The organism is Roseomonas sp. HF4 (assembly GCF_005222755.1).
Classification (GTDB): Bacteria; Pseudomonadota; Alphaproteobacteria; order Acetobacterales; family Acetobacteraceae; genus Neoroseomonas.
The window spans coordinates 107,189-119,764 of sequence record NZ_STGD01000004.1 but is presented as its reverse complement, the minus strand read 5'-3'; the positions used below and the strand labels follow the sequence as shown (position 1 = coordinate 119,764).

The following is a 12,576-nucleotide window of genomic DNA, read 5'->3' as shown; positions in this document are numbered from 1 at the left end:
GCCTACCGCGGCGCGGCGCGGCGCAGGGCGGCGCGCAATTCCTCGGCCCGCGCGTCGGTCAGGCCGGCATGGGCGGGCGTGAAGAAGCGCGGGTCGGGCGTATAGATGAGGTAGGCCATCGCCTCGTTCATCATCACCTCCTCGATCGAGGGGTCGTAGCCCTCGCGCTCGAGGAAGACCCGGAAAGCCGCGCGCTCGGCCTCGGTGAAGACGTCACGCCACACCTCGGCCACATGCGCGGCGAAGGCGGGCATGGTGAAGAAATGCCCGTGGCCGATCTCGTGGTGGAGGATCGCGCGGCGCATCGCGGCATCGACCCGCGCCTCCAGGCCGGGGACGCTGATGACGGCGAAATCCTCCCCCGTCGGCATGATGCGACGCATGCGCTGCAGTTCCTCCCGCAGGCGCCGTTCGGCCGGCCCGAGCGCGATGCCGTCGCGCTCGGCCAGGGCGAAGAAGCGGTCGAGGTCGCGGCCGCGGTAGTTGTGCCCGAAGTAATAGGTGCCCGGCGTGTCGCCGCTGCGCGCGATGGCGGCGGCCAGGGCGGCGTCGTCGAGCACGCGGTCGCGCGGCTGTCCCGCCTTCTCGATCAGCGCGGCGGCGCGGTTGAACATCGCGCCCTGCTGGTCGAGGTCGGGGAAGTCGAAGACGAGCACGCCCGGGTTATCGGCAAGCCGGAACACCGTGGGCGCCGTCGCGCGATGGCCGAGGATGGCGTCGGCCGAAGCGAGGCGCGGTGCCTCCGGCGCCGGCAGCGGCCGGACGAGTGCCGGCGTTTCGGGCTTGGGCGGCGGCTCGGCCGGCCCTTCGCGCGGGATGACCCACCACCAGAGCGCCGCGCCGACTGCCAGGGCGAGCACCGCCAGCCCGGCCAGGATGGCCGCGATTGGCCCTGCCCGCCTGCGGCCCTGCGCCGCCGCCGCGCCGGGTTGCGCGGCCGAGGCGGCGACCGCCCTCGGCCGCGGCAGGGCGACGGTCGCGTCCGGGTCCGCCGTCACGCCGAGGCCATCAGCTGCCGATGTTCACGACCTGCACGCGGCGATTGCGCGCATTGGGCGTGTTGTCGGGCGTCGGCACCAGGAGCTGCGTCTGCCCGAGTCCGACCGCCTCGATGCGCGACGGGCTGACGCCATAGCGCTGGATCAGGAAGTCGCGCACCGCGGCGGCACGGCGCTCGGACAGGGCCTGGTTCAGTTCGGCACTGCCGACGGTGTCGGTATGCCCCTCGATCCGGAAGCGGAAGCCCGAGAGATCCTGCGAGGTCAGTGCGCGGCCGAGCGGGGCCAGTGCCTGTTCCGCCTGCGGGGTCAGCGCCGCCGAGCCCGAGGCGAAGGTCACGGTGATCGAGGCGGAGGGCGCATCCGCCGTGGTCTCGCGCACAGGCGGGCGGGCCACGGCCTGGCTCGGCCGCGCGGTCTCCGGCGGGCGCGCGGTCGGTGCGCCGGGCCCGGCGACGGAAGCGCCCGACGTGCTCCCGGAGGAAGGGGCGGTGAAGACCGGGGCGGGCTGCACCGGGGCGCTCGGCGCGGCGCCGGCCGGGGCGGCGCCCGGCACGCGGATGCCGCGCGTCTGGCCCCCGGCCTGCGGGCGCAGCCGCTCGATCAGTTGCAGGGCCGCCGGGTCGGACTGCGCGATCGCGGCAGGGGAGCCTGCGACGAAGGCGAGAACGGCGGCGCCGGCGAGGAGAAGCGAACGGGTCATGGCGAGACCTCCTTCATGATGACGAGGGATAGCACGGCGGCGCCGGCGGCGCATCGGAAGCGCTTCATGGCGGGACAGGGCGGCGGGCGCGGCCGCGCGGGCAGGCCGCCCGTGACTCGCTGCGGGGCGGTCACAGGAGTCCCAGTGCCCGCCAGGGCGCCAGATGATGGTCGAGCGTCCCCGCGATCGCGGCCCGAAGAACCGCAACCGCTTCCGGGTCGTCCGGCCGCGGGGAAAGGCGCGGTGCAAGGTGATCGGGGTCGGCCGGCGCGCCGGACTGCAGGGCGACCACGAGGGCGAGGTCCGGCGCCGGCATGGCGAAACCGCTGCCGAAGGCGGGCACCACCGCACCGAGCGGCGCGGCACCCGCCTGCGCCTCGCGCAGCAGGCGTCGCACCAGCGTCGCGTTGCAGCGCGCGGCGCGCCTCGCCAACTCGGGGTCCGACGGCGGGTCACGCCAGAGCGGATGCGCCGTGAAGGTCTCGGACAGCATCAGGGCGATGTCGGACGGGGTGAGGCCGGCGGCCTCGGGCAGCGCAGCCAGGTCGCGCAGGCGCCTCGGGCCGTCGGTCAGCGCGCCGACGATCGCGCGGTGCTGCGCCTCGCTCAGGCTCGCGACGCCGACCTGGGTGCCGAGGCTCATGACCGCTGCCCCCGCAGGATCGACGCCGAGCGCGAACCGGATGTCCCCGAGGGCCTGCAGCCCGCCGGCGCGCCGGCCGCGCACGAAGATGTCGGTGCGGAAGCGGCGGTCGAGGAAGCAGTCGACCAGTGTCTCCCGGTCCATGCCTGCCGGGGGGCTCGCCAGCGCGGCCTGCTGCCTGGGGCGCAGTTGCAGTTCGACCAGGCCCGCCGAAGGCCGCACCGGGCCGGCGTAGTCGAGCCGCGCTGCCGCCAGGTCGCGCGCGAGATCGGCGTGGAACACCGGGCGCCAGAACTCGCTGAACCATTCATGCGCCATGTAGGCGGGGGCCACGCGCGCGGTCCTGATGATCTTGTCGAGCACATTCGGGTCCGGCAGGTAAGCCGCGCCCGCCTCGCGCAGCCATTCCAGCACGCCGAGCGCGTGGGCGCCGCGTTCCGCCTCGGTGCCCGCGACGCCGCGCGCGGCTTCCCGGAGCACGCGCTGCAGCACGATGCAGTCGGAGAAGCCCGGCAGCGAATTGTAACCCATGAGCACGATGCCGCCGGCGCGCACGCGGGACTTCAGCAACCGGACGATGCCCTGCCGGACCGAATCGGGCACCCAGGTCCAGACGCCGTGGCAGATGACGATGTCGATCTCGGGCACCAGGCCGGCGCAGCCATCCTCGTCAAGCTCCGCGAGATCGGCCTCGATGAAGCGGGCGTTGTCGAGACCCGCCTCGGCCGCGATCTCCCGCGCCTCCGCGACATGGACGGGCTGCAGGTCGATCCCGATGACGTCCCAGCCGGGATTGGCGGCGGCCAGCACGCAGGGCGTCAGGCCGCGCCCGCACCCGATGTCGACCACCGTCAGGCGGTCCCTGTCGGCCGGGTTCCAGGCGGTGTCGGCGAGCGCCAGCGCCAAGTGCAGCCGCGCCGGCGAGGCGTTCGCATCGAAGGCGGCGACGTAGCGGACATCCGCCGCGGAATAGTGCGTCTTGGCCTCGGACACCTCGGCTCTCCTCAGTTGCGCAACCTCGGGCGTGCGGGCGGGCGGCGCGGCGGCGTCATACGACCTCGCGCGGCTCGAACAGCGCGTCCTGCGCATCCTTCGCCCGCGGCCGGGACGCGACGGTCCAGGTGGACCAGCCCAGCCGGGCGCCACCGCCGGCCGAAGCCTCGGGCACCTCGTCCTTCCGCAGCACGAGGTTGACCGCGAAGGCGGTGTCCGGGCCGACAAACAGCCGCGCGAGCTGCGTGACCGTCAGCCAGGCCGGCGTGCCGGGCAGCAGCGCCTCGAATTCCGCGCGCGCCAAGGGGCCGAAGCGGATGACGAAGCGCGCCTGCGGATCCCACACCATGGAACCCGCGGTCGCCGAGACGCCGAGGGCGCAGTGCTGCGGCACCCCGCGCCCGGTCGGCATGCGCGTCTGCTCGGCTTCCGGCAGGCGGACGAAGCCGCCGGCGAATTCCTCGATCTCGACGGGCCGGCCGGTCTCGGCCTCCAGCATCGAGCGCAGCCGCTCGGCGCTGCGGGTGCGGGAGGCGAGGTTGCCTGCGTGGAACAGCAGGTCCTCGTGCGGGATCGGCATCCGCCCGTCGAGATGGCGCGTGCCCATGCCGATGGCGGCGGACAGCGCGCGCGAGGTCGGATCCGGGTCCCGCGTCGGGCGGTACTTGGTGCCGGCCTTGGGATAGAGGCCGACCGTGCGGCGCGCCAGCATGTCGAGGAAGGCGGCGAGCGCGGTCGAGCGCTTGCGCTGTTCGGCCGCGACCATGGCCGTGTGGTGACGCGGCAGGACGCCGCCGGAGCCGACCAGGCCGAGCGTGCCGAGGGTGAGGTCGCCCTCCTCGGGCCGCGCGGCGACCACGGGACCGCCCGGCATGCCAAGCCGTGGCGCGCTGCGAAGCAGCAGGTCCTCGGGTCCCGCGGCCTTGCCGTTGGCGGCGAGGGTGACGGCGACCGCCTGGTCAAGGTCGAAGCGGGTCGGGTCCTCGCGCAGTCGGTCGGCCGGGGCGCGGGGCGTCAGGACGGGAGAGGGCGGCGGTTCCGGCGCGGGTCGGGCGGCTTCCGCCCGTTCGGGCGTCGCGACCTCGAGCGTCTCGATGTCGGGCAGCGCCTCGACCGGTGGCTCCTCGGCCTCGGGCCGGTCGCTCACAGCAGCGTCCGGGTGCCGCTGCGCGGCGCGAAGCGCGCGACATGGCCGGGCCGGCCGCGCAGCGCGACAAGGGTGCGGGAGAAGCCGTTGACCGAGACCTGCAGCGCCAGGAAGCGCTCCAGCAGCTGCGCGAGGGGATAGAGTCCGGCAGCCGACCAGGCCTGCGCGTCGAAGGTGAGCGTCACGTCGAGGCCGCGCGCGAAGGACCCCGCACGCCCGCCAGGCAGGCGCGCGACGCCGGGCTTCGTGTCCACCGAGACCAGCGCGCCGAGCGCCGCGCGCGTCTCGGCGGTGTCGCGCAGGTCGTGCAGGCGCAGGATCTCGCGCAGCGCCGCCGCCCCCGCCTCCCCCCCCGTGACAGAGAGATGGTTGAGCGCGAGATGCGAGATGAGCCGCCAGGCGCCGCGGTCGTTCAGCCCCGGGCGGAGTGTGGGCGTCGGCGGCGAAAGGCAGTCCACCGACGCGATCGGCATGCCGCCCTGCGTGACGCGCAGCCGCGGCTGGCCCGCGCCGAAGGGCAGCAGCACGGGCAGGTCGCGGTTGCAGCAGAGCGCCTCGACGGTCAGCACGCCATCGGCCGGGCGCATCGGGTCGAAGCCGGAATCGCGCAGCTCGATCCAGGTCTGGGTGCCGCCGATCGGCGGCGTCGCGCCCCGGCGGAAGGTGACGAAGTTGGCCGCGGCAACGCTGTCGCTGTCCTCGTGCTCCCGGCCCAGGCGGTAGAAGGGCAGCACCGGACGCCGCGTGCCGTCCGGCCGGCTCTCGCGCACCTGCTCGATCGCATACACCTCGAGCGCGGCGGGGCGGCGGGCATCGGGCATCACCATCCATTCGGACTGCGTGCCGTCGAGCGGGATGGGTTCGCAGCGATGCGGGAAGACGTTGATCGCGGGCGTGCAGCCGAGCGCCACGTTCTCCGGCGCCAGCACGCGCTCGAGTTCCGGCATCGCGCGGTTGAGGTAGATGAAGATGTCGAGCTTGCCGTTCTCCTGCAGCATCGTACGCGCCTCGAGGCCGGCGAGATCGATGTAGAGGAACTTCTCGGGGAAGGCGAACCACTCCGTCAGCATCCGGTAGCCGGCGAAGGAGCGGTTCGGCCAGGGCAGCGCGGATTCGTCCGCCGCGAAGCCGCCGGGCTGCAGGCATTCCGGGTCGAGCAGCGTGGGGCGCGGGTCGGCCGGCCCGTCCGCCAGCGCGATGCCGACGGTCGAGGTGCAGAGCAGTTCGTGCAGCAGCGCCGGCTGGGCGCCGACGCCGCGCAGGTGCAGGCGCAGCCGGTCGAGGCCGAGCTTCGCGATCGGCAGGTCGGGCGTCGTGGTGCGCAGGCCGATGCGCAGGCACGCCATCGCGCCCTGCACGCGGTTGTTGGCCGGCGCGGCGATGGGCTGGCCGCCGAGGCGGAAGGTCTCGATCGCGAGCGGCCAGATGGTGACATCGTGGCACGTGCTGAAGCGCACCGGCTCGCCGCGCACGGGGTCGGTCTCGAGCAGCAGGCCGCGCGGCACGCGCGTGGGGCCCTGCGCATCCGGCGCCGCGCCGAACTTCAGCGTCGTCATGGACGGCACCGGCGAGAGCAGGTGCGGCGAGAGCATCTCGAGCAGCGTCTCGCTGAACTCGGGCAGTTCGTCGTCGAGGCGCTGCTGCACCCGCGCGGCCAGGAAGGCGACCCCTTCGAGCAGGCGCTCGACATAGGGGTCGTCCACCGCGTCGGGCGTCACGCGCAGGCGGGCGGCGACCTTGGGGTAGGCGTCGGCGAACTCGCCCGCCAGCTTGCGGATCGCGGAAAGCTCGCGGTTGTAGTAGGGGAGCAGGCTCTCGGACATGCGGTCAGCGGGCCTCGCGCACGGCGACGTCGAGCGTCGTCGGCCGCACCAGCGTCTCGAAGGAGATGTGCTCGGGCACCGGGTCGGTGCGCAGGATCGCCTCGATCCTGAGGCGCAGCACGCGGTCGACGGAATCGCGCTCGTCCTTGCGCAGCTGCACCTTCACGTTGGTCAGGCGCGGCTCGAAGCGTTGGATCGTCGCCTGGACCTCGCGCGAGAGGGCGGTGCGGCGGTCCTCCTCGGTGAAGGAACCCGCGGTCGGGTCCGGCACGCCGTAGCCGACGGGGGAGACCGGGAGCTCCGCGAGCCCCGGCGGCGGCGGCAGGCGCCGTCGCCGCGCGTTGAGCAGCGCCTCGAGGTCGCGCCGCACGGCGGTGCGCAGCTGCTCCACCGCGATCATCTGCGACAGCGGTGGGTCGCGTGGGCTGTCGGGGTCCGCGTCGAGCAGCCGGTCGAGCAACGGCAGGCGGATGCGAGGGCTCGATCTTGTGTCGCTCATGGCGCTGGCTCCGGTCGCGAAGGCGCGCGGCAGTCGCCGGGGGCCGGTGCGGAAATCGCGGCGATGGCGCGGCGCGGGGTCAATCGAAGGCGATCTCCTCGATCTCCGTGAGCGACTTCGCCTCCTCGCCCACCAGGAATTCGCGCATGCCGAGGCCACGGACCAGCCCGCCATCGTCCTGCCATTCCGTCCCGCGGCCGAGGCGCAGCGGGTTCGGCATGTCCTTGGTCGTCCAGGGGTAGATCGTCGGGACGTAGACGATGCCTTCCTGGCCGTCCTTCATCTCGATGGTGCAGCGGCGCCAGAAAAGGTCGCGCGGGCGCTTCGGCGCATCGAAGGAGAGCATGCGCAGCCGCTCGGTCGGCACCCAGAGATATTCCCCGCCCGCCGTGTGGCACTCGACCATGGCGGCGAAGATGTCGTCGGCGTCGCGGAAATCGTCGAACCCGGCCCCGTCGATCTTCCCGGCCACGCGCGGGCGGAGCTGCTCGCATTCGGCGGCCGCCGCAGCGGCGCCCGCGTGGTCGCCGCCGCGCAGCAGGGTGATGGCGCGCGCGCCGGCCTTCTGCGCCTCGGTCGGGTCCTCGCCCTGGAACTTCGGCACGCGGCCCTCAAGCAGGACCTGGCGCCGCACCACCTCGCCGCGGATGAGCTGGCGGAACTCCATGACCGTGGGCGAGGGTGTCTCCTCGATGACGGCGTCGAGCGCACGGTCCGCGCGTTCGAGTTCGCCTGCGAAGACCAGCATCTCGGCGAGCAGCCAGCGCGGCCCCGCCTCGCGCGGGGCGGCCTTCACGGCCGCGGTGGCCGCGGCCACCGCCCCTTCGATGTCACCCGCCTTGAATGCGTCGCCTGCCGTGCTCATGCTGCTTGCCTCGCCGCCTGGAGATCCGTCACGAGGCGGAAGGCCGCCCCCACCTCGTCCAACTGGTAGTGCGGCTGCAACTGGATGGTGCAGCCATAGACGCCCGGCGCGCCGGGCTTCTCCGCGACCTCGACGCGTGCGTCGCGCAGCGGGTACTTCGCCCCCTGGTCGCCGCCGCCGGCCGAGATGTTCGTGAAGCCCTGCAGCCATTTCTGCAGCCGCCTCTGGATGTCTTCCGGCGTCTTGAACGACCCCACCATGTCCCGCCCCATCAGCTTCACGCAATGGGCGAAGCGGCTGACGCAGAGCATGGCGTTGAACTGGGCCGACAGCCGCTGGTTCGCGTTGGCGATTGTCGCGGTGTCGCCCTGCATGCGCGGCGGCCGGTGGATCGAGGGGGTCGCGGCGAAGGAGCCCTCGGGCAGGAGCTCGAGGCCGATGAAGGGCAGCAGGCCCGCCTCGACCGCCTGTCGTTCCTGTTCGTCGGTCAGCGCCACCTCGACCGGCGGCCGCAGGGGCGCGTCGCGCGGGTCGCCGCAGAGGCGCTCGGCCGGCAGGCCCTCGATGACGCCGCCCTGCGGGTCGCGCGAGACGGCGGCCCCGCGCACGTCGGCCGGCCACGAGGTCCGCGCGAAGGCGCGGATCGCCGCGGCGGCCAATGCGAAGCCCGCATTCATCCAGACGCGCGAATTGGAGTTGGGCGCATATTCGCGGTAGCGGAAGCGGTCCTCCCGCGTACCGCTGTCTGGCCAGGGGGCGCGCGCCAGCGTCCGCGGCAGCACGACCGAAAGGAACCGGCAATCGTCCCGCCCCTGCAGCGCACGCCAGCGCCCGCGGTCCGCGGCGCGCAGCACGTCGGTCAGGTCGGCCGCCGGGTTGACGCCGGCCCAGGTGTCGAAGCCGAGCAGCGCGGGATGCGCCGCGATGACCGCCGGCGCGAACGCGGCCGCCGCCACGGTCGAGAGGCCGTCGAGGCCCGCGATGTCGTCGGTCGGGCTGCCCGGGCCGGGCGCATGGCGGACCTCGTAGTCGGCGAGCAGCATGCCGAAGGGCTCGCCGCCGGGCGTGCCGAATTCGCCTTCGTAGACGACCTTGAAGAGGGCGGACTGGTCGAACTCGATGGATCGCTCGAAGTCCCGGCAGAGCTCGGCCCACCGGGCCGACATGATGCGGATGCGGATGCGCGCACCGAACGGCACGCGCTCCGTCAGCCAGGCGACGCCGCGCCACGCGCCTTCCAGGCGCCGCAGGCGTTCGTCGTGCAGTACGGCATCGAGTTGCGCGCCGAGCAGCCGGTCGAGGGCCGCGATGTCGCGGTCGACCGCTTCCTCGAGCCGCGCGATCGCGAGCCGCCGGCCTCGCGCGCTGCCGTCATGCTGGAGGATATCGGTCAGCCGCGGCCCGAACCACGCATGCAGGCAGGCAGCGGCGGATGGCTCGGTGATGAAGGCTGCGATGCCCTCCGCACCGCCGGCACCCGACCCATGGCCGAGGAACCGGCCGGAGAGGACGCGTGCGCGGAGGGGCGCGGGCGGTTCAGGTCCGGTGTGCTGCGGCATGCCGCCGCACCCCCCTGCCCCGCCCGGCCGGCATCACGCCTTCTGCGGAATGCGCGCGACCATGCGCATCGAGGTGGAGAGTTCCTCCATCTGCAGCCACGGGCGGAGATAGGCGACGGCGTTGTAGACGCCGGGCTTGCCCGGCACTTCCTTCACCTCGACCTTCGCCTCGCGCAGCGGATAGCGGGCCTTCATCTCCTGCCCCGCCTTCTCGTTGGTGTTGACGTAGTTCTTGATCCAGCGGTTCAGCCAGACCTCGACGTCGGACGCCTCCATGAAGGAGCCGATCTTGTCGCGCGCCATGACCTTCAGGAAGTGCGCGAAGCGGCTGGTCGCCATGAGGTACGGCAGGCGGGCGGAGATGGCGGCGTTCGCCGTCGCCTCCGGCCGGTCGTACTTCTTGGGCTTCTGCACGGACTGCGCACCGAAGAAGACCGAGTAGTCGGTATTCTTGTAGTGGCAGAGCGGCAGGAAGCCGAGGCCGGAGAGCTCGGCCTCGCGCCGGTCGGTGATGCCGATCTCGGTCGGGCACTTGGTGTCGCTGTCGCCGTCGTCCGAGGTGAAGACGTGCGTCGGCAAGTTGGACACCTTGCCGCCGCCCTCGGCGCCGCGGATGGCGACGCAGAAGCCGTACTGCGCGAAGGCGTCCGTCAGGCGGGCGCCCATCACGTAGGCCGCGTTCATCCAGCAGTAATGGTTGTGGTCCATCGCCTTCGGCTTGCCGTTGGCGTCGTAAGGAGCTTCCTCGTAGTTGAATTCCTCGATCGCCACCGTGGCGGAGCCGTAGGGCAGGCGGGCGATGGTGCGCGGCATCACGAGGTTGAGGAAGCGCGCGTCCTCGGTGTCGCGGAGCGAGCGCCACTTGGTGTATTCGGCCGTCTCGAAGATCTTGGCGAGGTCGCGCGGCTTCGACAACTCGCGGTAGTCGTCCATGCCGAAGAGCTGCGCCGAGGCCGCCGAGATGAACGGCGCGAAGGACGCCGCCGCGACCGAGGAGACAAGGCGCAGCGTCTCCATGTCGTCCGGGTGGTTCGTCCACTCGTAGTCGCCGATCAGAGCGCCGTAGGGCTCGCCGCCCGGGGTGCCGAACTCGTTCTCGTAGATCTTCTTGAACAGCTGCGACTGGTCGAACTCGACGGCGCGCTGCAGGTCGCGCGACATCTCGCGCTTGCTCATCTGCAGCAGGCGCAGCTTCAGCGAGGTGCCGGTCTCGGAGTTCTGGACCAGGTAATGCAGGCCGCGCCAGGAGCCCTCGAGCTTGCTGAACCGCTCATTGTGCATGATCTGGTTCAGCTGCTCGCTGACCTTCTGGTCGATCGCGGCGATCGCGCGGTCGAAGGTCTGCGAGAGGTTGCGGCTGAAGGTGATGGTGCCCTTCAGCGCCTCCTCGGTCAGGGCCTTGATCAGGTCCTGTGCGCGGTCGCGCTCGGTCTGCTTGGTGGCGCCGATCACCTGGTCGAGCAGGCCGAGGCCGCCTTCGGCCTCGGTCGTCGTCGCTGCGCCCGCGGCGGAAGCCTGGGATTCGCTCATCGGTCAGCCTTCCTTCTTGTCGAGGCCGAGTTCGGCCGACAGCTTGTCCAGCTTGTCCTTGTCCTGCAGCACCTGCTCGAGCAGGCCTTCGAGCTCGTCCGACCGGTCCACCTTGGACATCAGGTCGCGCAGCTTCGAACGGGTCTCGAGCATTGCCTTGAGCGCCGGCACCTGGTCCGCCACGCGGGTCGGCTCGAAATCCTCGATGCTCCGGAACTTCAGGTTGACGGCCATCTGGCTGCCGTCGCCCGCCAACGTGTTGTCGACCTTGATGTTCAGGCCGGGCTGGATGCGGGCCATCACGTCATTGAAGTTGTCGCGGTCGATCTGGACGAACTTGCGCTCCGCCAGCGGCTTCAGCGGCTCCGTCGGGTCGCCGGCGAAATCGCCGAGGATGCCGACCACGAAGGGCAGCTCGCGCTCGATGGCGGCGCCTTCGGTTTCGACTTCATAGGTGATGTGGACGCGCGGCTTGCGGACCCGCGCGAGCTTGTCATGCACGCTGCTCATTGACTTCCTCCTGCGGGCGAGGTCCGCGCCCCAACGGTTTCATTCCGTAGGGAGATTACGCACCCAGGCTGACCGGGGTCAACGCATCCCGCGGTTCGCGATGTCGCCTGGGTCACAGCCTGCTTCATTCGGTCACCCGAATGCCGAGCACCGTGAGCATCGTCTTGCGCGCATTCGGGTCGGGCAGGATCTCGGCCAGCAGGTCTGGCAGCGGCATGCGGGCGCGGCGCACGGCGTCGTCCAGCGTGAATGCCAGGGGCGAGTGCGGCTCGGTCTTGCGGAAATACTCGGCGATGTCCTCGAGCTGGCGGATCGCGTCCTCCCGCGTCCGGAGCGCGCGTGGCGCCCCTGCAACCGCCCCGGCCGCCGGCCCGGCGCCGGGCGCCGCGTCTCCCTCGGGCATCGCTTCCCCCGCCTCTGCTTCCACCGGCTCCGGGGCGGGCGCCCCGGCGATCGCGGTGCTGACATCGATGATGGCCTGCAGCGCCTCGGACACGCGCCGCGTGGACGGGGCGTCGGCACCGAACTTCTCGTTCAGCGCCGCATCCATCACGGTCCAGGCCGACATCGCCGCCCGCGCCTCGGCGCCGACGCCGCGGATCATCTGGACATCCGCCCGCGCCTCGTTCTGCAGATCCTCGAAGACGGGCACGCCGGACTTGAGCCGCGCCTCCTTCCGGGCCTTGTCGGCGATGCCGGCGGCTTCCTCGGCGCGCTGCCAGTTGAACAGGCCGCAGGGTTCGCCGTCGGCGCGGCGGAACATCGGGTAGCGCCTGATGGCGGCCATGAGCGTGCCGTCGGCGTTGTCCCCCGACAGACCCCCGATCGGGGCGCCGCGGCCGTCGATCCCGTCCTCCCCATCGAGGCGGGGGAACCCGCTCTCCCAATACTGGTTGCACAGGGCGGCGATCAGATTCGAGGCGTCAGCAAGGCCGCGGAGGCCGTCGAGGCGCATCACCGCCTCGGCGATCCAGGCCGCCACCTCGAAATCCTTAGCCTTGCTCGTCAGACAATCGATGCCGAGCTTCTTTACTTCCCGCCAGGCCGCCTGCACCAGGGCGGGGTTCGCGTCCGGGTCGTCCCCGTCGATCGCCCGCTCGCCGGCTCGCGCATCGTTCCGCTGCGTCCGGATCCGCTGGTAGATGGAGGTCGGAGCGAAATCCTCGCGCACATCCTCGCCGCCGCCGTCGCCGCTCGGCAACGGCGCCAGCAACGTCTCGAGATCGAGCACCCCTGCAGCCATTCTGAACTCCCGTGTGATGCCCCGCACGCCGCGCGACAGGCCGGGCGGCGACGCAGGCTAGCA

11 protein-coding genes are annotated in these 12,576 nt (G+C 72.2%); all 11 read right to left on the bottom strand.

The genetic code is table 11. From position 1 onward, the window contains the following. Positions 1-2 precede the first annotated feature (2 nt). The gene (locus tag E8M80_RS08020; protein ID WP_137125161.1) at positions 3-998 is read right to left on the bottom strand and encodes a hypothetical protein; all 996 of its coding nucleotides are present in this window, start codon (positions 996-998) and stop codon (positions 3-5) included. Positions 999-1,008: 10 nt separating this feature from the next. After that, positions 1,009-1,701 carry an OmpA family protein gene (locus tag E8M80_RS08015; protein ID WP_137125160.1) on the bottom strand — a complete coding sequence of 231 codons (693 nt, stop codon included), beginning with the start codon at positions 1,699-1,701 and terminating at the stop codon, positions 1,009-1,011. Between the two features lie 130 nt (positions 1,702-1,831). Further along, positions 1,832-3,337: a class I SAM-dependent methyltransferase gene (locus tag E8M80_RS08010; RefSeq protein ID WP_170979272.1), complete on the bottom strand. Its 1,506-nt coding sequence runs from the start codon at positions 3,335-3,337 to the stop codon at positions 1,832-1,834. Positions 3,338-3,392: 55 nt separating this feature from the next. Continuing rightward, positions 3,393-4,484 (bottom strand): type VI secretion system baseplate subunit TssG, encoded by a 1,092-nt coding sequence (gene tssG / locus E8M80_RS08005; RefSeq protein ID WP_137125158.1) that lies wholly within the window; start codon positions 4,482-4,484, stop codon positions 3,393-3,395. Then, a complete protein-coding gene (tssF, locus tag E8M80_RS08000; RefSeq protein ID WP_137125157.1) occupies positions 4,481-6,307 on the bottom strand; it encodes a type VI secretion system baseplate subunit TssF in 1,827 nt (608 codons plus the stop codon). Before tssF ends, tssG begins: the two co-directional genes overlap by 4 nt. 4 nt (positions 6,308-6,311) lie before the next feature. Beyond that, on the bottom strand, positions 6,312-6,806 hold the full coding sequence (gene tssE, locus E8M80_RS07995; protein WP_137125156.1) for a type VI secretion system baseplate subunit TssE: 495 nt from the start codon (positions 6,804-6,806) through the stop codon (positions 6,312-6,314). Positions 6,807-6,885: 79 nt separating this feature from the next. After that, on the bottom strand, positions 6,886-7,671 hold the full coding sequence (locus tag E8M80_RS07990; protein WP_137125155.1) for a type VI secretion system accessory protein TagJ: 786 nt from the start codon (positions 7,669-7,671) through the stop codon (positions 6,886-6,888). Beyond that, the gene (gene tssC, locus E8M80_RS07985; RefSeq protein ID WP_137125154.1) at positions 7,668-9,230 is read right to left on the bottom strand and encodes a type VI secretion system contractile sheath large subunit; all 1,563 of its coding nucleotides are present in this window, start codon (positions 9,228-9,230) and stop codon (positions 7,668-7,670) included. Before tssC (E8M80_RS07985) ends, E8M80_RS07990 begins: the two co-directional genes overlap by 4 nt. A gap of 33 nt (positions 9,231-9,263) precedes the next feature. Then, a complete protein-coding gene (gene tssC, locus E8M80_RS07980; RefSeq protein WP_137125153.1) occupies positions 9,264-10,760 on the bottom strand; it encodes a type VI secretion system contractile sheath large subunit in 1,497 nt (498 codons plus the stop codon). 3 nt (positions 10,761-10,763) lie between these two features. After that, entirely contained in the window at positions 10,764-11,270 is a 507-nt protein-coding gene (gene tssB, locus E8M80_RS07975; RefSeq protein ID WP_137125152.1) for a type VI secretion system contractile sheath small subunit, read from the bottom strand. 124 nt (positions 11,271-11,394) lie between these two features. Then, the gene (tssA, locus tag E8M80_RS07970; RefSeq protein WP_137125151.1) at positions 11,395-12,513 is read right to left on the bottom strand and encodes a type VI secretion system protein TssA; all 1,119 of its coding nucleotides are present in this window, start codon (positions 12,511-12,513) and stop codon (positions 11,395-11,397) included. Between the last annotated feature and the right edge of the window lie 63 nt (positions 12,514-12,576).